Below are 25437 nucleotides of genomic sequence, written 5' to 3' on the forward strand. Positions count from 1 at the left end.
GCCTTGAACTCGAGCGCATTGCCACTGGGGTCGCAAAAGAACATCGTTGCCTGCTCGCCCGCCTGTCCCTTGAAACGGATTGTCGGCGCGATGACAAAATCGATGTTTTCTGCCGTCAGCCGGTCAGCCAGCGCCTGCCAGCCGGCCATCGTCAGCACCACACCGAAATGAGGGACCGGCACCTGTTCGCCATCGACCGGATTGCGCATCTGGCGGCCGTCAAAATGCTCGTCGAGATGGGTTACGATCTGATGCCCGAACAGATTGAAATCAATCCAGTGCGGATCGCTGCGGCCTTCTGCGCAGCCGAGCAGATCGCCATAAAACCTTCGCGCTTCGGCGAGATCGCGTACCGGGAATGCGAGATGGAATGGCCGTAACGGGCCAAGCGGCTCAGTGCTCATATTTGCGGCCCTTGTCTTCGGGTGCGGCCAGAGCGAAGCAATGATCGAAATCGAGATCGGAACCCTGACCCAGAGCTTCCTTTTGTCTAGCGTCCGCCAGAATCATCTCGCGGCTTCGGGTCAGCAATATATCACTCTCCTGACCGCTTAGCCCCTCGGCGCGCATGCTGTCCCGGGCGCGGCTGTCGAGAACTGCGGCGAGGGTCTTGAGATCCTGCGCGGTCTTGGACAGGCCTTCCCGTTCATGGACCTCGTCATAGGCCAGCTGCAGCATACCGGCGCACTGGTTCAGGTCGGGCTTGGGCTTGGGCGGCACCACGGCATCCAGCAGGGGAAGGCATTTTGCCATGTCAGCCTGGACGATCTCATCGGCTTCGGCGCCATTGCCTCCTCTGGACTGCTGCGCCGCGACGGCTGCCAATATATCTTGCCGCACCTGTTCCCTGGTCTTTCCGGTCTCGCTCATGATCCGTTCTCCGACCAGACCGGCATAGGTCGCACCGCGTTCGGTGAGCAGCGGATAGTCGAGCGCACTGGCGATGCCGCGTTCCTGTTCCGATGCGATGATCGCCAGAACCGCGACGCAGGAAAGGTCGCGCATCTGGATATCGGTGAGCGGTGCCGGCGGGCTTGCAGCCGGTTGCGACAGGACCAGCATCAGGATGGAAATGAAGTTCATGGCAACGCAATAGCAACGAAATCGATGTTCGGGCAATTAGCAATTGAATGGCGGCCGTGAACACGGCAAAAGCCGCCGGTGTCAAAACTTCAACAAATGATTGCCCGCCATCCTTATGGGATATCGCTGCTTGCCGGCGGGATCAGCGCGACCGGGTTCGCGCCGCTGAACCTATGGCCCCTGACTCTCCTGATGCTGGCGCTGTGGATGACGATGGTGATGCAAGCGCAAAGCCGCAAAGCCGCATTTCTGGCGGGCTGGCTGTTCGGTGTGGGCCATTTTGTCGTCGGCCTGAACTGGATCGCCAAGGCCTTCACTTTCCAGGCCGCCATGCCGGGTTGGCTAGGCTATGTCGCCGTGGTCCTGTTGTCGCTCTATCTGGCAGTTTTTCCGGCAATGGCCGCATTGCTCGCCTGGTGGGTTGGCAGAAAAAGCCTCTGGACATTCATTCCGGCTTTGGCGGGGACGTGGATCATCACCGAATGGTTGCGCAGCTGGCTGTTCAGCGGGTTCATCTGGAACCCCCTCGCCGTGACATTACCCTCAGGATTCTGGGCCGGCTCTGCTTATGTCGGAACTTATGGCCTTGCCGCCATGGCGATCGTTATTGCTGGACTGTTTCTGCTGATCGGATTGGCTGCCACCCACCGGCAATGGCGGCAGCTGTCGATCATGGCCTTTCCCGCTATTGTTATTTTCGCTCTGGCGGTAGTCTTTACGCCCCGGCCCGCGACCATTAACGGGTCCCCCGATGGCATTCCGATCACCGTCGTCCAGCCCAATATCGGCCAGCAGGATAAATGGAAGGCCGGTTACGAGGAAAAAAATCTCGCCAAACTGGCCGAACTGACGCTCCGCGACGACGACAGCCCCCGCATCATTTTCTGGCCGGAAGCGGCGATCCCCGATTATCTCGAGGCCGGATATCCGGCACGTTATTATTACGGCCGCCCGCCGGAACTGGTGCGCCAGCAACTGGGCAGCCTGATGAAACCCGGTGACGTGCTGGTGCTCGGCGCGCTCAAGCTGGAATTTGACGAAGCCGAAGGCCGCGCGACCGGTGCCCGCAACAGTGTTTTTGCGATGGACAAACCGGGTGAGCTGTTGGGGCGATACGACAAGTCGCATCTGGTGCCCTATGGCGAATATCTGCCGATGCGGCCGTTATTGTCCGCCTTGGGTCTGTCCCGGCTGGCACCCGGAGACTTTGATTTCTGGCCGGGACCCGGACCCCGTTCAATTGATCTGGGAAAGTTCGGCAAGGTCGGTTTGCAGGTTTGCTACGAAATCATCTTTTCGGGACAGGTTGTCGATCGCGACAATCGTCCGGATTTCATTTTCAATCCCTCCAACGATGCCTGGTTCGGAGCATGGGGACCGCCGCAACATCTGGCGCAGGCGCGGTTGCGCGCGATAGAAGAAGGCTTGCCGGTCATCCGGTCGACCCCGACCGGAATCTCGGCGCTGATCAGTGCCGATGGTGCAATCTTGGCGAGCGTGCCGATGGGACAGGCGGGCAGGATCGATGCCCGTTTGCCGCGTCCCAGGCCACCGACTGTTTTTGCGCGTCTCGGACAAATATTACCATTGGGCCTAGCCTTTATTTTGCTGATCTCGGCCATTGCCATTCGCTTGCGCGGCCGTTAAAGCGCATATAAACATTTCCTTATGTCCCATCAGTCGACCCCGTTTTCGACCATAATTCAGGATTTTGCCATGCGTTCAGAATTTATCTTCACCTCCGAATCGGTCTCTGAAGGCCATCCTGACAAGGTGTCCGACCAGATTTCCGATACCGTCGTCGACCTGTTTCTTGCAAAGGACCCCGAAGCGCGGGTCGCTTGCGAAACCATGACCACCACCGACCGGGTGATTCTGGCCGGGGAAGTGCGCGGCAAGGGCATGATCGACACCGACGGCAAATGGGCGCCAGGCGCACTGGAAGAAATCGAGAATGCGGTTCGCGAAACGGTCAAGAAGATCGGCTATGAACAAGACGGCTTTCACTGGCAGAACCTGACATTCGAAAATTATTTGCATCCCCAATCCGCGCATATCGCGCAGGGTGTCGACGAAAGCGGCAACAAGGACGAAGGCGCCGGTGATCAGGGGATCATGTTCGGCTATGCCAGCGATGAAACACCGGACCTTATGCCGGCAACATTGCAATATTCGCATCAGATATTGAAGCAGATGGCGATGGACCGTCACAGCGGCAAAGCGCCTTTTCTGGAGCCCGACAGCAAGAGCCAGGTAACCCTGCGCTACGTCAACGAAGTGCCGGTAGAGGCAGTCGCTCTGGTGGTTTCGACACAACATGCGCCGGGTTATTTCAAGGACAGCGAAAATCCCGCATTATATCAGGAATTGCGCGACTATGTGATGAGTGTGTTCCACGACGTTCTGCCCGACGGTTTTATCACGGACAAGACCGTGATCCACGTCAACCCGACCGGTCGCTTTGAAATCGGTGGTCCGGACGGCGACGCCGGTTTGACCGGGCGCAAGATCATCGTCGATACCTATGGCGGCGCGAGCCCCCACGGCGGCGGCGCATTCTCCGGTAAGGACCCGACCAAGGTCGACCGTTCGGCAGCCTATATCACGCGCTATATGGCCAAGAATATCGTCGCAGCAGGTCTCGCCAAGCGCTGCGCAATCCAGCTTTCCTATGCGATTGGTGTTGCCGAGCCGCTTTCGATCAATGTCGATCTGCACGGCACCGGCACGGTCAGCGAAGAGAAGCTTGAGGAAGTTTTACCGACGCTTGTTCGTCTCACCCCCAAGGGTATTCGCACCCATCTCGGTTTGAACAAACCAATTTATGGTCCAACCGCTGCCTATGGCCATTTTGGTCGCAAGGCCGAGGGCGATTTCTTCACGTGGGAACGGACCGATCTGGTGGAAGCGCTGAAAGCCGCCATCTGAACACGATGTTATCCGCAGAAATCCCGAGGCGATGACCGCATATAAAGACGGTGATCCGACGACCATCCGCCAACTCTACGGCCGCCGCCAGGGCCATGCGCTGCGCGACCAGCAGGTTGAGCTGATCGAGAAACTGCTACCGCAAATTGCCGTGCCGGTTGAAGGTCCGGTGTCGTCGGCGACGCTGTTCGGCAGCGACCGACCGCTTCATTTCGAAATCGGATTTGGCGCCGGGGAACATCTCGCGAACCGCGCGGACATGCTCCCCGATCACGGTTTTATCGGCTGTGAACCTTATCTCAATGGCGTGGTCGGCGCGCTGCAGCATATCCGTGACCAGAGTTTGCCCAATGTCCGCTTGCACATGGGCAACGCGCTGGATGTGCTGGAGCGGATTCCAGATGCATCGCTGAGCTTTGTCTATTTGCTGCATCCCGACCCCTGGCCCAAGGCGCGCCATGCCAAGCGGCGGTTCATGAACCATGGACCGATGGACATGATTGCGGCGAAGTTGAAGCCCGGCGGGGAGTTCCGTTTCGGAACCGATCATCCGGTCTATCTGGAATGGGCCTGCATGATCATGAACCAGCGCCATGAATTTGAGTGGCTGTGTGACAGTCCGCAAAACTGGATGATCCGGCCCGGTGGATGGCCGGAGACGCGCTATGAAGCCAAGGCACGCCGTCAAGGGCATGACGTCTGGTATTTTCGCTACCGGCGCAAATAAACCGAAATATTTCAACCAGCATGTTGTCAGATGCCTGCATTTCAGCCAGTTCCGGCGCTGGAAACGAATTTTAAACCATGTTTGTTAAGCATGTCGTGATGCCGGTCTTTAACCTTCCCTATTTATAAAACACTTAACCAGAATCAATGGTTGGGTCGCTACCAATTAGGACGAGAGGTTCATGAATAAATATGGGTAGAGCTCCATCCGTCTCCGAAAGGGAGATCGAAGCCAATCGTCAACACGAGAGTGCGACACCGGCTGATCTCCATATCCAGTGCCGCAACCAGCATTTTGCCAAAGCGTTGCTCGAACGCCGCCGCTGGGTTGGGGGCGACCCCTTTGCGTCCGCCTTTTTCAACTGCCTGTCAGCCATCTTCCCGAAAGGTGAGGGGTTTTTTATCGAATCGCTCAAGAAGTTTCGCGACCGCACGCCACCCAAGTTGCAAGGCGAAATCCGCTCGTTCATCCAGCAGGAAGCGACCCATAGCCGCGAGCATCAATTTTTCAACGAACATCTGGCAAGCTGTGATCTCGATATTTCGCGGCTCGAACAGTCGATTGCAGATGTTGTGAACCGCATCCGCGCGATGCCGGAAATATCGCATCTCGTAGGGACCATGTGTATCGAACATATTACAGCGATTCTGGCGGCCGAGATCATTTCCAATCCAAGGCATCTGGAACATGCCGACGAGCAGCAACGCAAACTCTGGCTGTGGCACGCATCGGAAGAGGTAGAGCACAAGGGCGTGGCTTTTGATACGTGGTTACATATGACCAGAGACTGGAACCCGCTGAAACGCTGGTATGTACGCAGCGCGTTCATGGCCAAAATTTCCCTCGGCTTTACGATAAACCGGTCCAAAGGCGTTATCGACCTGTTGCGGCAAGATGGTATCTCGGGGCTCCGTGCGTGGACCGGACTCGCGCATTATGCTCTGATCGGCGCGGCCCCGTTGCGGCGAACGATGTGGCCGTGGCTGCAGTTTTTCAAACCCGGCTTCCATCCCTGGGATATTGATGACCGTCACCTTATCCAGTTGGCGGAGAGCGAATATGAAGCCGCGATCATGGACCCCGGATCAGTCTCGGCCGAAGTTTCCGTGCTCGAAGACGAGCCGCCGGAAGAAGGCCTGAAAAAAGTCGCCTGACGGACTTGAGTTCGGATTCAGGCCGCCATTGGTCGCTTGACGTCACCATCCTCCGACAATTGCAGCTTGAACCGAACTGTATCCGTCTTGCCGCCACGACCCTTTGAAAAGCGCGGTGTGATCTGTCCGGTTGGTCTGAAACCCAGTTTTTTCAATACCTTGCCGGATGAGGGATTGTCGACAAAATGCTCCGCGAGGATTTCGCGATGACCAACGGTTCTGGCAATATCGAGCACCGCACGGCCGGCCTCGGTCGCATAGCCATGGCCCCAATGATTGCGGGCAATCCAGTAGCCGAGTTCAAGATGGCCATCACCGCTGTCTCCAATACCGATTGAGCCGACCAGCTGTGGTGGCCCCGAAGTGCGCCAGAAAATCAGGAAATTCGGATGAAGCAACGGCCTCGGAGAGGAAAGGAACAAATCTGCATCCGTCCTTGCATAGGGCCAGGGAGCCGATGCCAGATTGCGGACTATGGCCTGATCGTTGATCGCTTCGAAAACTGCAGGCGCATCTTCCGGCCAGCCTGGTCTCAACAATAATCTTTCGGTTCTTGCAAACATCTTGACTCTCCACAGTCTTTTTTCGTTTGCCCCTGTGCGGTGACCGGTCATTACAAGCGAGCGGTTACAACAATGAGACATTCTGACAGGGAGAGACAAAAAAAGGGAGAGGATGACCCTCTCCCTGAAATTGGTGGTTGCTTGGAACCTACCGGGTCATCCTGCTTGTGGACAACCCTTTATCGATTATCCGGTTATTCTGCGGCTTCCGCCATGAGGTCGACGGACACATATTTGCGACCGAGCTTGCCCTTGTGGAATTCCACCTTGCCGTCGACGAGCGCAAACAAGGTATGATCCTTGCCCATGCCGACGTTGCGACCCGCATGGGTTTGCGTTCCGCGCTGGCGGATGATGATATTACCGGCGACAACAGCTTCGCTGCCGAATTTTTTTACGCCCAGACGACGACCTGCTGAGTCGCGTCCGTTGCGGGATGAACCACCTGCTTTTTTATGTGCCATGGTTTAGTCCTTCTTTTTCGCAGCCGGCTTCTTGGCTGCTGGCTTTTTCGCTGGTGCCTTCTTGGCAGCAGCGGGTTTCGTTTCGGTTTTTGCAGCAGCTTTCTTCGCCGGTGCTTTTTTGGCCGGTGCAGCCTTTGCTTCGGCAGCCGGCTTTTTAGCGGCTGGTTTTGCAGCGGCCGGCTTTTCGGCAGCTGGCGCAGCTTCTTTCTTGGAAGCTGCCTTCTTCGGAGCCTTTTCGGATCCAATGGCGCTGATCTTCAATACCGTATGCTGCTGGCGATGGCCATTCTTGCGGCGATAATTATGCCGGCGACGCTTCTTGAAGATAATGACCTTCTCGCCTTTTTCCTGGGCGATAATTTCAGCCGCAACGGTCAGGCCCTTGAGGTCTTTCATGTCGCCACCGTCTCCGGCCAGCAAAACGTCGTCCAGAGTTACCGAATCACCAGCTTCGCCAGCTAGTTTTTCGACTGCGATAATATCTCCTGCGGCAACCCGATATTGTTTGCCGCCGGTGCGCACAATTGCGAACATGGCTATTTTCCGTTTCAAATTTGTGGTTCCAGCGCACAAGCCCGTCAACGCGAGTCTTTCGGCCCACGCTGGAAAGAGTGGGCAGCTAACCGATGAAGGTGGCGCTGTCAACCAGCTTAAGGCGATTTTGGCTATTCACAAGCCCCGGCATTGCTCCGCTTCATCCGTGGATATTCGCCGTTGCAGACCGGATAAGCCTAACCTAAAGACAGAGCAATGAAAAAACTCTCTGTTTTGGTGCCGATTATCACGGTTTCGCTGTCCGGTTGCGCGATGAGCGAAGGCGATTTCCCGTCGCTCCTGAAACGTCCCTATGAAGATGAGCCGGTCATGGTCGAATCGGCCGCTCCGACGGCCGCCAATCTTTCTTTGCCGGCTGGTCTGCAAAGCGATTTGAGCGCGGCTGTGGCCAGCAGCGCGGCCGCACATGACCTGTTCCAGGCAAGGCTGCCAGCCGTCACAAGGCGAGTCGATGCGGCGCGCAACGCTGCGGTGTCGAGCGAATCCTGGGTTGCCGCGCAAATGGAACTGGCTGCGCTCGAAATCCAGCGGAGCCCTTCGGTCGAGGCGCTGGCCGATATCGATGCGCTATACCAAGCGCAGCTCGAACGCGAAACGGACGAGGGTCAATCAGGCGGAACGGACATCATTGCCAGGCAGCGCGACGCGGTGCAGGCGCAAGTGGAACGTCAGCAATCCGATATCGATGCGATGAAAAACCGGCTGCGCTAGCCCAAGTCGTCGATCGCGGTCTTGTGAGCCTTTGCGTTTTCGACATAATGGGCGACGCCCATGCGCATACCGGCAATCGCCTGTTCCGGCAGGTCGCGCATATATTTTGCCGGTGAACCGGCCCACAGCTGTCCCGAGGGAATGCGCTTGTTCGGAGTTAGAGTCGCCCCGGCTGCCAGCATCGCGTCGCCCTCGATCACGCAGCCGTCCATGACCGTCGTGCTCAACCCGACAAAGGCCCGGTCTTCCAGCGTCGCGCCGTGCAGCATCACCATATGACCGACCAGCACGTCATCGCCGATGATCGTCGGATTGCCGTTGGGGGTCGCAGGCGTGGCGCTGTCGCAATGAATGACGGTGCCGTCCTGGATATTGCTGCGCGCACCGATCCGGATGAAGTTTACATCGGCGCGAATCACGCAATTATACCAGATGCTCGAATCGGGACCGATTTCGACATCGCCGATGATCTTGCAGCCCGGTGCGATAAAGGCCGTCTCGTGAATTCTCGGTGTTTTGCCGTTGAACGGCATGATCAGGGGCTTGGTCATATTCTTGAATTCCAGACATCAGCTTCGATTTTGTAAACAATAGTCGGGTTTAGATCGTCGCTATAATTGGGATCGTGAAAATCCAGCTCGGGACAGTGCCTCATGCCCAGCCGTTTCATCAATCCCCAGCTTGGCTCATTGCCGGCGACCGTCAGTGCCACGACATAGGGCGCGTTCCAGCGACTAAAGGCAGCGTCCATGCAAGCCGTTGCCGCTTCCTTTGCATAGCCCTTGCCCCAGGCATCTTCGCGCAGGCGCCAGCCGATTTCATGGGCGCCGGTTAATTTGGGTTGCGGCGCATTGACCCGCTTGAGGCCGCAAAACCCGAGAATTTCTCCGTCGGACTTGCGCTCGACAATCCAGAATGTGTGGCCGAAGTCGCGGTCATAGCCCTCGAGTCGATCCACCGCGGCGTCGAATTTCTCGCGGCTTTGCACGCCGCCCAGCCAGCGCATGACATTGCGGGTGTTGAGATGTTCCACAAACGGCTCGATATCGCTTTTCCGCCACTTGCGGAGAATCAGCCGTTCGGTTTCCAGAACAATATCGGAGGTTTTTTCAGCCATTGAGCAAGCGCGCCGCATCGGCAGCAAAATATGTGAGGATCCCGGAGCATCCGGCCCGTTTGAAGGCAATCAGCTTCTCCATCATCAGCGCGTCATGGTCACCGACCCCGGCCGCCGCACCGACCTTGATCAGCGCATATTCGCCGGACACCTGATAGGCAAAGACCGGGATGTTGAACTCTGATTTGGCGCGATAGATGATGTCGAGATAGGCGAGGCCCGGCTTGACCATGATGCTATCCGCGCCCTCGGCAATATCGAGGGCAATTTCCCGCAGCGCTTCATCGCCATTGGCCGGGTCCATCTGATAGGTTTTCTTGTCGCCCTTGAGCAGCCCTGCCGAACCCACCGCATCGCGGAACGGGCCGTAAAAGGCGCTGGCATATTTGGCGGCATAAGCCATGATCTGGACATTGTGATGATGGGCGAGCTCCAGCACGTCGCGGATCGCGCCGACCCGGCCGTCCATCATGTCGGAAGGCGCGATAATATCGGCGCCGGCATTGGCTTGATTCAGCGCCTGTTTGGTCAATATGTCGAGCGTACGGTCATTTTCGACATAGCCCCTGTCGTCGATCAGCCCGTCCTGGCCATGGCTGGTGTAGGGATCAAGCGCGACGTCTGTTAATATGCCGATGTCATCGCCGAGCGCGTCTTTCACCGCCTTGGTGGCGCGGCACATCAGATTGTCGGGATTGAGCGCTTCGTTCCCGTCTTCGCTGCGTCTGTCTGCCGGTGTATTGGGGAACAGGGCCAGGCAGGGGATGCCAAGGTCACGGGCTTCGCGCGCCCGTTCGACGATGCCGTCGACCGACCAGCGCGAAACCCCGGGGAGAGCCGCGATCGGCTCTTCCACGCCTTCGCCCCCGGTGATGAACAATGGCCAGATCAGATCGGATGGCGACAGATGCGTCTCCCGGACCATGGAGCGGCTCCAGCCATGAGTGCGGGTGCGCCGCAATCGGTTGCGTGGGAAAGAGGCTTGCTGTGACATGGACAATGCTTAGCTTAGCCGCGTGCGGCGCTCAACTCTTCTGTGAAACTGTTTGTAGCTGCTAACTTTTGAGCGGCTTGTTGAGCCGGTTGATCTCGCGTTCGGGCTCTGCTTCAGCCGAGGTGCCTTTCAAGGCGGTCAATGCTGCGCCCGGTTCGACATGCTTCAACTTTTGCAACTCGCCCTTGAATCGGCGCAATTCCCGGCCACCCAATTGGGCGCGTTCGACAAATTTGACCGAACTAGGATTGATTGCCCGTCCACCGCGATAGAGTTCATAGTGTAGATGGGGTCCGGTCGAAAGGCCGGTCGACCCGACATAGCCGAGGATCTGGCCTTTGCGGACACGACGCCCGTTGCTCACCGCAATCCGGCTCATATGGGCATAGCCGGAAGCCAGCCCGCCGCCATGTTGCAGTTTGACATAGTTGCCAAAGCCACCCTTGCGGCCGGCATAGGTCACGGTTCCGTCGGTAACCGCATAAATAGGTGCGCCATAGCCTCCGCCGAAGTCCAGCCCGCTGTGCATGCGCTTGTAGCGCAGGATCGGATGGCGCCGCATGCCGTAACTGGACGTGATCCGCCCATTGGTTGGACGGGCCAGTTCCCCGTTTGATTGACCAACGCCCGATGCTTCAAACCAGTTGGTGCGGCCGCCACTCTCCCATTTCAGCATTTGTGCTGCCGGCTTGCCGCCGCGTTCGAGGCCGGCATAGATCAGGTCACCCACTTCAACCTCGCCGGTTTCCGCCCGGCGATAGGAAAGGATGATATCAAATTCGTCGGTACTGCGAATATCACGGGATACCGACATTTTCGTGCCGATGACCTGGAGATATTTCTGGACCGCATCGGCAGGCGCACCGGCGGCGCGAGCAGACCGGTAGAGGCTCGATCCGACCGCGCCCTTGATCCGCAGCGGAGTATCGTCAACCAATATCGGCTTGCGGTTGAGCTTCAGCCGGGAACCATCGCGCAGCACTTCGAGATTCAAATCAAAGCGCGCACGAAAGGCCAGCTGTTCCATCGGCCGCGCCTGGTTTTTTGCCGGACGCCGGCCGAGTATGATGTCGATCTTGGTACCGGGTTTGATATCGCCGAGCGAAACGGCGCCGCTGACCAGATCGTTAACCTGCGCGGCTTCATCGCCGGCCACACCGGCGCGTTGCAGCACGCGGCGCAAACTGTCGCCCCGGCCAAGCGTCGCAACCAGTTCGATCGAGGGACGTTCGGGGCTTTCGGCTAGCGGACGCACCGCGTCGGTTGCGGCCATTCTTATGCCGGTGTCGGAACCGTATGCCAGCGGTGCGATCATTTGCGAACGCGCTTGATCGGCGCGATATCCGCTTAGCGGATCCGCGCGATGTCCGGCTATCGGGCCAAAATCGGGAAGGCAGCTGATCGCAAAACCGCTTAAGGCTACTAGAGTGACGAGGCCGCGAAACCAGGCCGGGCTGCCGATGTCCACGCCAAGGTCGGGGACCCAGTCGACATCGGCAAAATACTCACGCCATTCGTCAAGCTTCTCGTTGGAAGAGGCAAATTGGGGTAGCGACGACCGAAGGGGATCTGCTGCAATGGCTGCAGATCCCTGAACTTGCATGTCGATATCGTCTATATTCTTGAACAAACGCACCCCTCGGCAATAGAACTATAGCGCTTTACATCCTACTTTATCGGTAACCTCTGTGCAGGAACTTAGTTAATGTCAAATTAAGCCGCGGTGCAGGCGGTTCCCATGCGGTGAAACGTGCAATATCGCCGGTATCCGGTCCATATCTTCGGTATTTGTGTGTTGCCCCTTGCAACTCCGGGCCTGATCGTCTGTTGTGTTTGCGATGTCCCGGTTAGCCCAGTCGTCTCTTGTCGCCGTTCTCGGTCCGACCAACACCGGCAAAACCCATCTTGCCATCGAACGCATGTGTGCCCACTCGAGCGGGATGATCGGGTTTCCGCTCCGCCTGCTGGCGCGGGAAGTCTATGACCGGGTGGTCGTGCTCAAAGGGGTCAACCGGGTGGCGCTGGTCACCGGCGAAGAAAAAATCATCCCGAAAGATGCGCAGTGGTTTCTGTGCACCGCAGAAGCCATGCCGATGGACCGCGAATTTGCCTTTGTCGCGATCGACGAGGCGCAGATCGGAATCGATCCCGAGCGCGGCCATATATTTACCGACCGGATGCTCCACGCGCGGGGGCGCGAAGAAACCATGATCCTGGGATCGGAAAGCCTTCGACCGCTGATTGAAACATTGCTTCCCGATGCCGAAATCATCACCCGGCCGCGCTTCTCCACCCTGAGCTATGCCGGACCGCGCAAGCTTTCCCGACTACCGCGCCGCTCGGCGATCGTCGCCTTTTCGCTGGAAGATGTTTACGCGATCGCGGAAATGCTCCGGCGCCAGCACGGCGGAGCGGCGATCGTCATGGGATCGCTGTCACCGCAAACCCGCAACGCGCAGGTCAAAATGTATCAGGATGGCGAAGTAGACTATCTGGTCGCCACCGATGCCATCGGCATGGGCCTCAACCTTGACGTGACCCATGTCGCCTTTGCCGCGCTGCGGAAATTTGACGGTCGCCGCAGACGACGACTGACCCTGGCGGAGATCGGCCAGATCGCCGGACGGGCTGGTCGCCACCAGAAGGACGGCAGCTTTGGCATATTGTCTGGCCTGGCCTCTTCCGACGAATTGCAGGCCGAAGATGTCGAGCGTCTGGAAGCGCATCGCTTCCCCAGGCTGGAATGGCTTTACTGGCGCAATCCGGAACCCGATTTCGGTTCGCTCGACGGCCTGATCCGGTCGCTCGAGGAAAAGCCAGGACACCGGCGATTGCATGCCGCGCCGGAAGCGGTCGACCTCGCTGTACTGAAAAAACTCTCGCAAGATCCGGCGGTGTCTTGGCACGCAAATTCGCCGGACATGGTGCGCCTGTTATGGGAAGCGGCCTGCATCCCCGATTTTCGCAAGGTCGGTGCGGACCACCAGGCCCGTTTTGTCGCCTCGCTCTGGCCGCATCTCGCCGGCGTATCGGGAAGGATTCCCCACGCCCGGATGGCCCAGGAAATCTCGCGGCTAGAAAACGTGCAGGGCGATATTGCCACCTTGGGCGCGCGCATCGCGGCGGCGCGCAGCTGGAGCTATATCGCGCAAAAGCCGCATTGGGTAGAGCAGCCCGAGGCGATGATCGAGCGCACCCGCGCGCTGGAAGCGCGGCTGAGCGATGCGATGCACATTCAGCTGACCCAGCGCTTTGTCGACAAGCGGACGCGGATATTGATGCGCGGCCTGATGAAGGATAGTCTGTCACAGGATGTCAGCGTTGATGACGATGGCATGGTGCTGGTCGAGGGTGAGGAAATAGGAACACTCAAGGGCTTCCAATTTGTTGTGCCTTCCGATAGCCGGAACGAGGACCGCAAGATGCTGCTTGCGGCGGCAGAAAGATATTTGGGACGAATTATGACGGAAAATGCAGACGCTCTAGCCAAGGCACCGGACAGTGTATTGACGCTGGTCCCAGACGCGGCCGGGCAGCCCGCGATACTCTGGGGTGATGCCCGGCTCGCCGTCCTCGCCAAGGGCAAGACTCTCTTGCAGCCCGAGATTAAATTCGAACGATCGATCAAGGATATGGCGCCCGAAGACAGCCAGAAAGTGATCGATCGCGTCAAACTCTGGGTCGATGCGATGAAAGCCAAGCATCTCGAAGGACTGGTGAAAATCGACGCGCTGGCCAATCAGCCGGAAACGCCGGCCGCAGTCCGCGCCCTGTTCGCGCAGATCGTCGATGCTGGGGGCATATTGTCGCGGCGCGACATTGATCAGGCGATCCGTGCGCTCGACAATGATATGCGCGGCCATGCGCGCCGGGCAGGTCTGGTATTCGGGGCGCTCGATATTTTTCATCACGCGCTGATGAAGCCCGGTGCCGTGCTCTGGCGGACCGCGTTGTTCGCTGCCTTTGACGCGGAACCGATGATAGAGCGGACCCCGGACAATGCGGTGCACCTCAAAGAAGGAACGTTTGCCGCCGCCGATCACGCGTCCCGTCTCGGTTTTCGCAAGATTGCCGGTGAATATATCCGCGTCGATATGGTCGAACGGCTGATCAAGCAGGCCCACGAAGCCCGGCAAAAGGGCGCGATTTTCGCGGTCGATCCTGCTCTGGCGACATCATTGGGCCTGTCGAAAAGCTGCCACGAAGCGCTGCTCGATCTGGCAGGCTTCGTCAAAACCAGTGACAAGCCTGCGCCGGTCGAACAAGCGGTTGCGGAAGAAAGTTCGTCGCCGCCGGCCGCCGCCGGTCAGACGGAAACGGTGCCTGAAGCGGCTGTTGCACCGGAAGTTGCCCCCGCATCAGACGCTGCACCTGCACCGCAAGCCGATTCAGTCGTGGCCGCCGAGACGGACGAAGCGCCGGCAGGCGGTACGCCGGTATCGGAAGAACCAGTCACAACCGTGCAATATTGGCGCTGGAAAGGCATGGCGCGCAAAAACAACCGCGATCATGGCAAGTTCCGCGGGAAACCGCAAAAACACGGCAAGGGCGCCCCCGCCAAGCGGAAGGTTGAGCCAGTTCTCGCCACCGCAGGCGGAGCCTTTGCCGAACTGGCAGCGCTCAGGGACAGTATGAAGAAATAGCATGCAGGTTGGAACGGCAGCGCTCGGCTGGCGTAATCTGGTTAAGAAACATCGCAGACTGGCATTTGAATCGGCGGTCAAACCAACTGTTGACGTGTCAGAATTTGCACAATAGCTAGGGTTAAATTGCCGACCTCGAATAGCGGACTGGTATAGGGGAGTTCACGACCAGATGACTTATGTTGTTACCGAAGCCTGCATCAAATGCAAATATATGGATTGCGTCGAAGTCTGCCCGGTGGATTGCTTTTACGAAGGCGATAACATGCTGGTCATCAACCCCAGCGAATGCATCGATTGCGGTGTCTGTGAACCGGAATGTCCGGCTGAAGCGATTCTGCCCGACACCGAGGACGGCCTGGAAAAATGGCTCGAGGTAAACACCAAATTTTCCGAAGAATGGCCGAATATTACGGTCAGCCGCGACCCGCCTGCCGATGCCGACGAGTTTAAAGGCATGGAAGGCAAGTTCGAAGCGTTCTTCTCCGAGAAACCCGGCGAGGGCGACTAGTTTCGGCGCTTTTCGCACAGGCCGGACGAGCCATCCGGATCAGCCGATATGCCGCGCTGCGGCGCTGAAACAGTGATCTCTGGAAGCCAATTATTGGCGGTTCCGGGCAAGATCAGTTGTGCACTGCAACGAAAAATTGCTTTTTTGTTCCGAATCTGCTAAACAATAGCTGTAATCGACTGGACACCTGAGGGAGCGGGTGGTGTTCGGTCGTTAAATATATGTACGGAAGGGTTGTTTCGTCAGGCGAATACGAAATTCGAACGTGACCAGCGTTCTATTCCATTGATTAAAGAAAGGCTTTTTATGGCTGCTAATGTGCTGTCCTTTGATGTGGGCGATTATGTTGTTTATCCGAAACACGGCGTTGGCCGGGTTGTCGAACTGCAAAATGAAGAAATTGCGGGCATGCAACTCGAGCTATATGTCTTGCGCTTTGAAAAAGAGCGTATGACCCTGCGGGTTCCTACCAACAAGGCAGAAGGCGTAGGAATGCGCAAATTGTCTTCCGACAAGACGCTTCGCGAAGCCCTGGAAACGCTGAAAGCGAAACCCAAGGTCAAGCGGTCGATGTGGTCGCGCCGGGCACAGGAATATGAAGCGAAGATCAATTCGGGCGATCTGGTATCGATTGCCGAAGTGACCCGCGATCTGTTCCGCGCCGATGACCAGCCGGAGCAAAGCTATTCCGAACGGCAGATTTTTGAAGCAGCGTCCAGCCGCCTAGCCCGCGAACTGGCGGCAATGGAAGAAACCGACGAGCCGACGGCTCTGGCGAAGATTCTCGAGATTCTCAATATCGCCGCACCTCAATATTACGAGGTCAAGGAAGACTGATCGATAGATCACCGTTTTTCGTCGAAACAGGGGCGGGGTTGTCACAGCGATGTGACAACCCCTTTTTCTTGTCCGCAGAGTTTGTATTTTCAGGTTGATCTCGACTGAATGAAGGCGTATTAGTGGATTAATACAGCAATGGAGGTTTGGATGAAAAAGATACTGTTTTTGGCACCGCTACTGGCTCTTGCGGCTTGTGAAGGGTCAATCGTCGATGCCGTCGGCGAGGCTACGACCAGTGGCAGCAGTTTTCCGGGTGGTATAGCCATCGGAACAAGCGCCAGTAACCCGGGCGCGTTCGAGGGCGTAACGCTCGCCGGTCCCGATAACATTGTCTTTACGACCGGCGCAGAATTTTCGATCCGGGCCGAGGGTGATGCCGAGGCAATCGAACAGCTGCGTTACAGGATTTCCGGTGATGAGATCAAGATTGGCCGGGAGAACAAAGGCATGTCCTGGGGCGACAGCGGCAAGGCCACGGTCTATGTTAGCGGACCCTCGTTGAAGAGCGCCAAGCTCGCCGGTTCGGGTGATATGGAAATCGACGCGATGACCACAGGCTCGACCAAATTGAGCATCGCGGGCGCCGGCAATATCCGGGTGGCCAAAATCGAAACGGCGACGCTCAGTTCAAAAATTGCCGGATCCGGTAATCTGGTTCTGGCCGGCACCGCCGCATCGGTCGACATATCAATTGCCGGATCGGGCGATATCAGCGGCAAGGAACTCAAAGCCGATAGCGTTGACGTCTCGGTTGCCGGCAGCGGCGACGTCGAACTGTCCTCGGACGGAGACGTCAACGCCAAGGTCATGGGTTCCGGCGACGTCCGGATCCACGGCAACGCCAAGTGCAAGTCACGGGCGATGGGCTCCGGCGACATTACCTGCGGGTGATTGCCAAACCAACATGCTGAAATCGCTTGGCGATCTGTCCCTGCTGTGGCAGATTCGCCAGCGATGCCAAATCTCTGGGAAAAATACGCGGTTCCGAAACTGATCCGCACCGCATGTTCACAACCTGCGGTGATGAAAGACCGTAGCAAAATCGTGCCAAAGGCCGACGGCGAGGTGCTCGAACTCGGCTGCGGTGGCGGGATTAATCTGCAATTTTATGACCGCTCGAAGGTTACAAAACTGACCGGACTCGACCCGTCCGCAGAATTGCTCGACTATACCCGCAAGGAAGCCCGCGAACGCGGCTTCGAGATGGAGATCCATGACGGCATCGGCGAAGCCATGCCTTATACCGATGCAAGTTTTGACACGGTGCTGACCACGTTCACGCTCTGCTCGGTGCAGGATGGCGGACAGGTGCTTGCGGAAATTCGCCGGGTGCTCAGGCCAGGCGGAAAAGTCCTGTTTCTCGAACATGGCAGGGCGCCCGACGAGGGACCCGAAAAATGGCAAAGGCGAATCGAACCGGTCTGGAAGCATATCGCCGGTGGTTGCCATCTGCACCGGCCGGTCGCGAAGCTGATTGAAGCCCATGGCTATGTGCTGGCGGAAAACGGAGGGCATTACGCTCCCAAGACGCCGCGCTGGCTCGGCTGGATGGAATTTGGCGAGGCCCGACCAATATGAAAAACATTTCAATCTTTCTACTATCCGCAATGCTGCTGCTTTCATCAGGCGCCCAGGCGGCAGAACGCAAATTCTCGCTATTCGGCTTCGATGACATCCGGATCGGCAACGGGGTCGATGTTGTCCTGACCTCGGGAAAGGGCCCGTCGGCCCGCGCGGAAGGGGACACAAGGGAACTGCTGGACCGGGTTTCGCTGCAAAAAAACGGCAAGCAGCTAGTCGTGTCCGTGCGACCCAGATCACTGGGTGGTAATGATTATGATGCTGACCGACCGGTCACTCTCTACCTCAGCAGCTACGCGATCTCCAACATTTCGCATCTCGGCTCGGGGCTGGTGACGCTGGATAAGCTGTCCGGCCGCACACCGCGCGTGCGGCTTGGCGGATTCGGTACGCTCCAGATTGACACGGTCGATGCGGATCGTCTCGATCTGGCGATGACCGGCGGCGGACAAATTAATATCGCCGGCAAGGCGCGCGACGCCCGGATCGAGTTGCAGGGGGCGAGCATGTTTGAAAGCCCGGATCTGACGGTTGAAAAACTTACGCTGGTCCAGCGCGGCCCGGCTAGAAGCCGGTTAACGGTGAAGCGCGAAGCGATCATAACCAACAATGGCACCGGGCAGATCGACATTGCCGGAACGCCCAATTGCACGGTCCGAACCGACGGCGCCGCCGAGATTGTCTGCAATCCAGACCGTTAGGCCAGATCGCTAGATCAGTGAACGGTCCCGATCGACTGGTCGATCGACAGCAAGACACATAGCCGTTCGACCTGCCGCCATTTACAATAATGGAGATGGTTGCCAAGCGACCTGCTTTTGTCGGCGCGATTGGCCGCTTCTAGCCCGGCTTCCTCGCCATAATTGGAAATTAGCAGTTCAGCGTCGCTATAGTGGGTGGAGTCTATAAATACGGGTAGTTGCATCACAAGGCTCCTGTGTCAGGAAGCGACCCGCCTCCATGTCCGAGCCGTGATTAGTACAATCGATCGGTGCAAATATCTTCAAAAGCTTGGGTTAACCGCGAGTTGACCATATGTTGGAAGGGAAACTCTGGCTATGTGATACATCGTCGTTTAGGGCTTTTTGCATGAACTCTGAAACCCCCGAACATGCGTCCGACTCTTCCGGAGATGGCTCCGAAAATCGCAAGGGCGGCGGAGTCTTCATCGCGATCGGCGCGATCGGCGGTGTGTTTGCCGGTATCTATCTGGGGCAGCCGTCCGCCGGCCTTCTGGCCGGACTGGCACTGGGGGCCGCGGCGGCGCTGCTGGTTTGGCTCAAAGGCCGCTGACGGTTTCAGACCACGCTTGTCAGGACCTGTGACGCATCCTATTATCGCGTCATGTTGAAACATATAAGAAATATCGCGATTCTGCTCATCATCCTAGGCGTGGGTGCAGGATATTATTTTACCCGCGGCGACACGGCGCGCTTGCCACTGGATGCAACGACAGGGGTTGAGCCGACGCTGACCGATGTCCGTTCGGAAAAATTTCCTACGATCAATATTGCCGAAGCCAAGCCCTGGGGTGAAGGCGAAGGCCCGGTTGCCGCCGAGGGCTTCACGGTTGAACGCTTCGCCGAAGGCCTGGATCATCCGCGGAGCATGTTCCGCTTGCCCAATGGCGATCTTCTGGTCGCCGAAACCAACAGTCCGCCGCGAACCAACAAGGGTATCGAAGGCTGAGTCATGCGCAACCTGATGAGCAAGGCCGGCGCGGGCACCGAATCGGCGAACCGGATCAGCCTGCTGCGCGACAGCGACAAGGATGGTCAGGTCGACGAGCGATTCACATTTCTCGAAAATCTCAACTCGCCGTTCGGCATGGAGCTGATCGACGACACGCTCTACATTGCCAATACCGATGCGGTTTACGCCTATCCCTATGTTGAGGGCGACACCAAAATTACCGCCGAAGGCCGCAAGGTTGCCAATTTGAATGCGAAAGCACCGAATAACCACTGGACCCGCGGTCTGCTCGCCAGCAAGGACGGGAAATATCTCTATATCTCGGTCGGCTCGAACAGCAATATCGGCGAAAACGGCATGGATACCGAAAAGCAGCGCGCGTCCATCTTGCAGGTCGAACTCGCGACCAACAAGAAGGCCATTTATGCCGCCGGTCTGCGCAATCCGGTGGGGATGGCCTATCTTCCAGGTACCGACAAATTCTACACCGTGGTCAACGAGCGCGATATGCTCGGCAGTGACATGGTGCCCGACTATCTCACCGAGGTCCGCTGGGGAGCGCATTATGGCTGGCCGTGGCATTTCTGGGGCGGTTATGTCGATCCGCGGGTCGAGAAGAATCTCGATCACCGCCAATATGAGCGGCGACCGGATTATGGACTGGGTGCGCATGTCGCGCCGCTCGGTCTCGCATTCTCGCATGGTCAGGCGCTCGGCAAACCCTTTGCAACCGGTGCAGTGATCGCGCGCCATGGCTCGTGGAATCGTCAGCCCCTGTCCGGCTATGATGTGATCTATGTCAACTTCAACCAGCGCGGCGAACCCGAGGGCAAGCCGGTTACGATCCTGAGCGGGTTTACCGACAAGGAAGATGCGGCGCGGGGCCGCCCGGCTATGGTTTCCTTTGACCAGACCGGTGCCTTGCTGGTTAGCGACGATGTCGGCGGGATTATCTGGCGGGTGTCCCGCAAGGATGCTGCAAAAGCCGATCCGGCGACAAAGAAATAACCTAAGCCAGAGACTTTCCTGCGCGTCCGGCCAGTTCGACAATATATTGCCACGCCACCCGGCCTGACCGGCTGCCCCGTTGTTTCGACCATAGTAGCGCATCTTCGCTCTCGAAGGCGAGACCATGGGCCTCGGCATATCTTGCGATGATTGCCAGATAGTCAACTTGTGACGCGGCATGAAAGCCCAGCCGCAAGCCGAAACGATCGGACAGAGCGAGTTGGTCATCCACGGCATCGCGCGGGTTGATCGGGTCATCCTGCTCGCTCATCTGGCGCGGAACGATATGGCGACGGTTGGACGTGACATAAAGCCGGACATTGGCCGGCCGCTCACTCGCGCCGCCCTCGAGCATCGAGCGGAGCATGCGCGGTTCGCTGCTGCCCTCGGCAAATCCGATATCATCAATGAACAATATGAAACGGCGTTTTTCACGGGCGAGAATTTCAAACAGAGCGGGCAGTTTTTCGAGATGGTCCGATGCCGTCTCGACCAGCGCAATATCCTCGCCTTGTGCCTGCAACGCCCTGACCACGGACTTGGCGAGTGCCGATTTTCCCATTCCTCGTGAACCCCAGAGCAGCACATCATGAGCGGCATGGCCGCTGGCGTGGCGTTTCGTATTGTCCAGCAAGCGCGCTTTTTGCAGATCAATGCCGGTGAGCAGATCGAAATCGATCGGCTCGAACGGATCGATCGCTTTGGCACCAGCGGCATCCCAGTAAAAGGCGTCTCCCGAAGCCAGGTCGACCGGCGTGGGCGGAGGCGGGGCAAGCCGTTCCAGCGCATCGGCGATGCGTTTCAGGTCGTCATTCTTGCCCTCGTCCGCCACGATCAGCCGGCCAGTTCCGCGCTGCTCAGGCTATAGAGAATATCGGCTCCGCCCATCGCAGCGGCCTTGAGACCCATGGCTTCCGGGACGAGATGATCGAGATAATAGCGGGTCGTCACCAGCTTCGCTTTGAGGAATGGATCATCGCCTCCGGCCAGTTCGGCTAACGCGATCCGGAGCTGTTTCTTCATCAGCATCCCGCAGGTCGCGGTCGCCAGCATCGTCATGAACGCATAGCTGCCTGCCAGCCGGTCATCGATCGAGGCCTCGCCGCTTGCCATCCACTGCCGGATATCTTCGCAGGCGTGCGCCAGCGCCAACAGGTTCTGGTCATCTTGAGCCTCGGACCGGATTTCAGCGATCAACGCGGTCATCGCCTCGCCGCCATCGAGGCCCAGTTTGCGGCCGACCAGATCGGCGGCCTGGATTCCGTTGGTTCCCTCATAAATTGGTGCGATGCGGGCGTCTCGGAAATGCTGGCCGGCGCCGGTTTCCTCGATGAAGCCCATCCCGCCGTGGACCTGGACTCCGAGCGAGGCCACTTCATTGCCGATGTCGGTGCCATAGCCCTTGATCAGCGGGGTGAGGATCTCGGCGCGTGCCTTGGCGCCTTCGATGCCCAAAGTGGCGCGGTCGACGCTCGACGTTGCATAATAGAGTAGCGCCCGTGCGGCTTGGGTCAGGGCCTTGGACCGCAGCAACATGCGCCGGACATCGGGATGTTCGATGATCGCGACCGGTGCCTTGTTGCCGCTACCGGCGCGGGCAGACTGGATCCGTTCTGCAGCGAACTGGCTGGCCTGCTGGGTCGCCCGCTCGGCGATCTGCACACCTTGCGAGCCGACGTTGATGCGGGCATTATTCATCATCGTGAACATCGCTTTCATGCCGCCATATTCGCCGCCGATCATCTCGCCGATACAGTCACCCTGTTCGCCGTAAGCCATGACGCAGGTCGGCGAAGCGTGAATGCCGATCTTATGTTCGATGGAGACGCAGGTCACATCATTGGGCGCGCCGGCCTTGCCGTCGGTATCGAGATGAAATTTGGGGACGATGAACAGCGAAATCCCCCGGGTTCCCTCGGGTGCGTCGGGCGTCCGGGCGAGTACCAGATGGATGATATTGTCGGTCAGGTCATGTTCGCCGAAGGTGATGTAGATTTTCTGACCCTTGATCCGGTATTTCCCGGCATGTTCGCCATCGGCAATCGGTTCCGCTGTCGAGCGCAACGCGCCGACATCGGACCCGGCCTGGGGTTCGGTCAGGTTCATCGTTCCGGTCCATGCGCCGGAAATCAGATTGGGCAGATATTGTGTCTTTTGTGCTTCGGTTCCGTGGACGTGAATCGCCTCGATCGCGCCAAAGCTGAGCATGGGACACAGGGTGAAGGCAAAATTGGCCGCGCCACAGGTCTCCAGAATCAGCGCCGATAGCGAATAGGGCAGGCCCTGTCCGCCAAACTCTTCCGGCCCGTCGATCGACGCCCAGCCACCTTCGACAAATTGTGTATAGGCTTGCTTGAACCCTTCGGGCATCGTGACCTTGCCGTTATTCCACCGCGCGCCGACGGTGTCGCCGATCCGGTTGAGCGGTGCAAACTCGCCCGCGGCAAATTGACCGATCCCTTCCACGATCGCCTCGACCATATCGTCGCTCGCTCCGGCAAAGCGATCATGGCCAGCCAGTTCGCCAATGCCGGCGATATGTTTGAGGACAAAATTCTGTTCGCGACCGGGGGCTGTAAAACTCATGAATATGTTATCCGTTGTTGCCTGAATTTCCGCTGGGCTATAGCGCAGGGTCATGTCTGGCTCAAATGATCATATTGGCGGGGATGCGCGCCGCTACGGCACCGCGACAATTGGCGAGGCGGTGGTGCGCTTGCGCGAGGGCGGGCTGGTCGCTGTGCCGACCGAGACCGTCTATGGACTCGCTGCCGATTCGACCAATGCTTCAGCAGTGGCGCAGATTTATCGGACCAAGGGTCGCCCCGACTTCAATCCGCTGATCGTTCATGTACCGGATATGGATGCGGCCAGGAAACTGGGCCAGTTCGGCGATCTCGCGATCCGGTTCGCCGGGACTCTCTGGCCTGGTCCATTGACGATTGTCGTTCCCAAATCCGAAAATTGCCCGGTCGCCGCCGCTGTAACTGCTGGACTGCCTACCATCGCCCTGCGGTGTCCCGCGCATCCGGTGATGCGCGAATTGCTGAAGGAATCGGGCCTCTTTCTCGCGGCTCCTTCGGCCAACCGCAGCGGCGGGATCAGCCCGACTACGGCGGATCATGTTGCGCGCAGTCTGGGCGGGGAGACGCCGCTCGTTCTGGATGGCGGTCCGTGTGAAACCGGAATCGAGTCCACAATAATTGCGGTTGATGACGGAAATTACCGGATATTGCGGCCCGGTCCGGTGACGCAGGCGCAGCTGGAGAAAATCGCCGGGACATCGCCCGTTGTAGCCGACACCGGGCAAATCGAAGCACCCGGGCAACTGGGGTCGCATTATGCACCGTCCAAACCGCTTCGGCTCGATGCACTGACCGCCGACGCGGATGAATATCATATCGGTTTTGGACCTGTCGCGGGGGATATCAGCTTGTCGCTGCATTCCGATCTTGCAGAAGCCGCCAGCCTATTGTTTGCCGCGCTGCACGATGCAGACGCAAGCGAAAAGACAAGAATTGCCGTTGCTCCGGTTCCGGAAGACGATATCGGTATCGCGTTGAATGATCGCCTCCGGCGGGCAGCGGCGGGCAGCTGATATTTCGCTTGCCGGATGTACTAGTATTGTTTTGAGGACTCCGATCGGGAGATCTTCGAAACAGTACGCCGATACTGACTCAATAATAACACACCAAGGGGCCAGGGTTTGACAATCCAGCCCTTTTTGGTTTCATTTCGCAATTTTTTATTGGTCAAGGCTGGATAGCGACCTAAGAAGAATTGAAAAGGGGTGGTAGTTCGCGATATGGCGCTTGGCAGAACGATAATATCGATTTTCGTCGGTCTGGTTTTTTTGACCGGATGTGGCGTTGGCGAACAGGCAGAAAAGCCGCAATCCAATGGCCCCATTCCGGCAGCCGTGACAACGGTTCAACCGGCCAGCGAGAACGAATTGATTGTCGCCGCCGGTACTGTCCGCTTGCGCAGGGAAACATCACTGGGCTTCACCACCGGTGGCAAAGTCGTTTCGGTCGGTTTTGAAGAAGGTGACCAGGTGAAGCGCGGCGCGATTCTCGCCGCTCTGGATAACAGCAATGTCGCCGCCGATCTGAGTGCAGCGCGGGCAGAACGGGATCTTGCCGAAGCAGAGCTTGGCCGTATCGAAAAATTGTTCAAGGATGGTTGGGTAACCAAAGCCAGGCTCGAACAATCAGAGGCGGCAGCGCGCGCAGCGCGGGCACGGATCCGGTCTACGGAATTTGCCAGCCGAACCGCATCCATTCGTGCGCCGGGCAATGGAATCATCCTCACCCGCAACATCGACGCGGGACAAATTGTCGCGGCCGGTACGACCGCGCTGGTGCTAGGAGAAATTGACAAAGGCTTTGTGCTGCGCGTTCCGATGACCGATTCCGACGCCGCTCGTGTGCGCGTCGGCATGCCTGCGAAAGTCTTGATTTCTGCCATTTCGGACCTGCCGATCGACGCGGTGATCAGCGAGAAAGACGCGCGCGCGGACGAACGGACCGGTACGTTCGAAGTGAGCTTCCTGCTGCCTGGCAATGGCCGATTGCGTTCCGGCCAGTTGGGTAAGGTCGAAATTGCAGTGTCGCGAAATTCGTCGTCCACTTTTGTCGTTCCAGCCAATGCAATATTCGGCGTCCGTACCGGAGAAGGCCTGGTGTTTGTGGTCGATGCCAAGAACCGGGTGAAACAACGCAATGTCGATATTGGAAAGTTGACCGACAAGAATCTTGAAATCCTCGCTGGCTTGAAGGAAGGCGAAGTCATCGTGACTCGCGGCGTCGAGAAGCTGCGGGATGGCGACTTGATCAAACCCATACGGACCCCGACGTGACTGCTGTG

At 58.0% G+C, this 25437-nt stretch carries 26 protein-coding genes and 1 pseudogene; 15 read left to right on the forward strand and 12 right to left on the reverse strand.

Annotated features, from left to right (window positions below; genetic code table 11):
• Positions 1-404, reverse strand: a 404-nt coding sequence (locus tag WBM93_RS04850) for a VOC family protein (protein WP_424428919.1), incomplete at its 3' end; no start/stop codon positions are given.
• On the reverse strand, positions 394-1083 hold the full coding sequence (locus tag WBM93_RS04855) for a hypothetical protein (RefSeq protein ID WP_424428922.1): 690 nt from the start codon (positions 1081-1083) through the stop codon (positions 394-396). The genes WBM93_RS04850 and WBM93_RS04855, both read right to left, overlap by 11 nt.
• Positions 1084-1179: 96 nt before the next feature.
• On the opposite strand from WBM93_RS04855, the gene lnt reads away from it, so the two are divergent.
• From lnt to WBM93_RS04875, 4 genes are all read left to right on the forward strand, one after another.
• The gene (gene lnt / locus WBM93_RS04860) at positions 1180-2730 is read left to right on the forward strand and encodes an apolipoprotein N-acyltransferase (protein ID WP_424429010.1); all 1551 of its coding nucleotides are present in this window, start codon (positions 1180-1182) and stop codon (positions 2728-2730) included.
• Between the two features lie 69 nt (positions 2731-2799).
• A complete protein-coding gene (gene metK, locus WBM93_RS04865; protein ID WP_424428925.1) occupies positions 2800-4011 on the forward strand; it encodes a methionine adenosyltransferase in 1212 nt (403 codons plus the stop codon).
• Positions 4012-4042: 31 nt separating this feature from the next.
• A complete protein-coding gene (trmB, locus tag WBM93_RS04870) occupies positions 4043-4738 on the forward strand; it encodes a tRNA (guanine(46)-N(7))-methyltransferase TrmB (protein ID WP_424428928.1) in 696 nt (231 codons plus the stop codon).
• A gap of 191 nt (positions 4739-4929) precedes the next feature.
• Entirely contained in the window at positions 4930-5892 is a 963-nt protein-coding gene (locus WBM93_RS04875) for a metal-dependent hydrolase (RefSeq protein WP_424428931.1), read from the forward strand.
• A gap of 17 nt (positions 5893-5909) precedes the next feature.
• Here the strand turns inward: WBM93_RS04875 and WBM93_RS04880 are convergent, their stop codons facing one another.
• The 3 genes from WBM93_RS04880 to rplU all read right to left on the reverse strand — a co-directional run bounded on the left by WBM93_RS04880 (position 5910) and on the right by rplU (position 7453).
• The gene (locus WBM93_RS04880) at positions 5910-6455 is read right to left on the reverse strand and encodes a GNAT family N-acetyltransferase (RefSeq protein WP_424428933.1); all 546 of its coding nucleotides are present in this window, start codon (positions 6453-6455) and stop codon (positions 5910-5912) included.
• A gap of 194 nt (positions 6456-6649) precedes the next feature.
• Complete coding sequence (gene rpmA, locus WBM93_RS04885) at positions 6650-6919, reverse strand: 50S ribosomal protein L27 (protein ID WP_067197476.1); 270 nt, start codon at positions 6917-6919, stop codon at positions 6650-6652.
• A gap of 3 nt (positions 6920-6922) precedes the next feature.
• A complete protein-coding gene (gene rplU, locus WBM93_RS04890; RefSeq protein ID WP_424428938.1) occupies positions 6923-7453 on the reverse strand; it encodes a 50S ribosomal protein L21 in 531 nt (176 codons plus the stop codon).
• Between the two features lie 216 nt (positions 7454-7669).
• Here rplU and WBM93_RS04895 point away from each other — a divergent pair, with 216 nt between their 5' ends.
• Positions 7670-8185: a hypothetical protein gene (locus WBM93_RS04895; RefSeq protein ID WP_424428941.1), complete on the forward strand. Its 516-nt coding sequence runs from the start codon at positions 7670-7672 to the stop codon at positions 8183-8185.
• Here WBM93_RS04895 and WBM93_RS04900 read toward each other — a convergent pair.
• The 4 genes from WBM93_RS04900 to WBM93_RS04915 all read right to left on the reverse strand — a co-directional run bounded on the left by WBM93_RS04900 (position 8182) and on the right by WBM93_RS04915 (position 11926).
• On the reverse strand, positions 8182-8736 hold the full coding sequence (locus WBM93_RS04900) for a gamma carbonic anhydrase family protein (protein WP_424428943.1): 555 nt from the start codon (positions 8734-8736) through the stop codon (positions 8182-8184). The two genes, WBM93_RS04895 and WBM93_RS04900, sit on opposite strands and share 4 nt — an antisense overlap.
• Positions 8733-9302: a GNAT family N-acetyltransferase gene (locus WBM93_RS04905; protein WP_424428945.1), complete on the reverse strand. Its 570-nt coding sequence runs from the start codon at positions 9300-9302 to the stop codon at positions 8733-8735. The genes WBM93_RS04900 and WBM93_RS04905 overlap by 4 nt, the downstream gene beginning before the upstream one ends.
• Positions 9295-10296 carry a porphobilinogen synthase gene (gene hemB, locus WBM93_RS04910; protein ID WP_424428948.1) on the reverse strand — a complete coding sequence of 334 codons (1002 nt, stop codon included), beginning with the start codon at positions 10294-10296 and terminating at the stop codon, positions 9295-9297. Before hemB ends, WBM93_RS04905 begins: the two co-directional genes overlap by 8 nt.
• Positions 10297-10357: 61 nt before the next feature.
• Positions 10358-11926 carry a M23 family metallopeptidase gene (locus tag WBM93_RS04915; RefSeq protein WP_424428951.1) on the reverse strand — a complete coding sequence of 523 codons (1569 nt, stop codon included), beginning with the start codon at positions 11924-11926 and terminating at the stop codon, positions 10358-10360.
• Between the two features lie 208 nt (positions 11927-12134).
• On the opposite strand from WBM93_RS04915, the gene WBM93_RS04920 reads away from it, so the two are divergent.
• The 6 genes from WBM93_RS04920 to WBM93_RS04945 all read left to right on the forward strand — a co-directional run bounded on the left by WBM93_RS04920 (position 12135) and on the right by WBM93_RS04945 (position 18572).
• Positions 12135-14939: a helicase-related protein gene (locus WBM93_RS04920; RefSeq protein WP_424428954.1), complete on the forward strand. Its 2805-nt coding sequence runs from the start codon at positions 12135-12137 to the stop codon at positions 14937-14939.
• 172 nt (positions 14940-15111) lie between these two features.
• Complete coding sequence (gene fdxA, locus WBM93_RS04925) at positions 15112-15450, forward strand: ferredoxin FdxA (protein ID WP_424428957.1); 339 nt, start codon at positions 15112-15114, stop codon at positions 15448-15450.
• 306 nt (positions 15451-15756) lie between these two features.
• On the forward strand, positions 15757-16287 hold the full coding sequence (locus tag WBM93_RS04930; protein ID WP_424428960.1) for a CarD family transcriptional regulator: 531 nt from the start codon (positions 15757-15759) through the stop codon (positions 16285-16287).
• Positions 16288-16437: 150 nt separating this feature from the next.
• A complete protein-coding gene (locus WBM93_RS04935; protein WP_424428962.1) occupies positions 16438-17181 on the forward strand; it encodes a head GIN domain-containing protein in 744 nt (247 codons plus the stop codon).
• 63 nt (positions 17182-17244) lie between these two features.
• Entirely contained in the window at positions 17245-17868 is a 624-nt protein-coding gene (locus tag WBM93_RS04940) for a class I SAM-dependent methyltransferase (protein ID WP_424428964.1), read from the forward strand.
• On the forward strand, positions 17865-18572 hold the full coding sequence (locus WBM93_RS04945; protein ID WP_424428966.1) for a GIN domain-containing protein: 708 nt from the start codon (positions 17865-17867) through the stop codon (positions 18570-18572). The genes WBM93_RS04940 and WBM93_RS04945 overlap by 4 nt, the downstream gene beginning before the upstream one ends.
• 14 nt (positions 18573-18586) lie before the next feature.
• Here the strand turns inward: WBM93_RS04945 and WBM93_RS04950 are convergent, their stop codons facing one another.
• Positions 18587-18796, reverse strand: coding sequence for a hypothetical protein (locus WBM93_RS04950; protein ID WP_424428969.1), 210 nt, complete (start codon positions 18794-18796; stop codon positions 18587-18589).
• A 164-nt stretch (positions 18797-18960) separates the two neighbouring features.
• On the opposite strand from WBM93_RS04950, the gene WBM93_RS04955 reads away from it, so the two are divergent.
• Entirely contained in the window at positions 18961-19164 is a 204-nt protein-coding gene (locus WBM93_RS04955) for a hypothetical protein (RefSeq protein ID WP_424428971.1), read from the forward strand.
• 51 nt (positions 19165-19215) lie between these two features.
• Positions 19216-20571, forward strand: a pseudogene (locus tag WBM93_RS04960) (PQQ-dependent sugar dehydrogenase).
• Between the two features lies 1 nt (position 20572).
• On the opposite strand, the gene WBM93_RS04965 reads toward WBM93_RS04960, so the two are convergent.
• Both WBM93_RS04965 and WBM93_RS04970 read right to left on the reverse strand, forming a co-directional pair.
• The gene (locus WBM93_RS04965) at positions 20573-21403 is read right to left on the reverse strand and encodes an ATP-binding protein (RefSeq protein ID WP_424428974.1); all 831 of its coding nucleotides are present in this window, start codon (positions 21401-21403) and stop codon (positions 20573-20575) included.
• A gap of 2 nt (positions 21404-21405) precedes the next feature.
• Positions 21406-23157 carry an acyl-CoA dehydrogenase gene (locus tag WBM93_RS04970; RefSeq protein ID WP_424428976.1) on the reverse strand — a complete coding sequence of 584 codons (1752 nt, stop codon included), beginning with the start codon at positions 23155-23157 and terminating at the stop codon, positions 21406-21408.
• 52 nt (positions 23158-23209) lie between these two features.
• Between WBM93_RS04970 and WBM93_RS04975 the strand changes: the two genes are divergently transcribed.
• Together WBM93_RS04975 and WBM93_RS04980 are read left to right on the forward strand one after the other, a co-directional pair.
• Entirely contained in the window at positions 23210-24169 is a 960-nt protein-coding gene (locus WBM93_RS04975; RefSeq protein WP_424428978.1) for an L-threonylcarbamoyladenylate synthase, read from the forward strand.
• A gap of 192 nt (positions 24170-24361) precedes the next feature.
• Positions 24362-25429 carry an efflux RND transporter periplasmic adaptor subunit gene (locus tag WBM93_RS04980; RefSeq protein WP_424428980.1) on the forward strand — a complete coding sequence of 356 codons (1068 nt, stop codon included), beginning with the start codon at positions 24362-24364 and terminating at the stop codon, positions 25427-25429.
• The last annotated feature ends 8 nt before the right edge of the window (positions 25430-25437 follow it).

It is taken from the genome of Parasphingorhabdus sp. (assembly GCF_049667325.1).
Classification (GTDB): domain Bacteria; phylum Pseudomonadota; class Alphaproteobacteria; order Sphingomonadales; family Sphingomonadaceae; genus Parasphingorhabdus.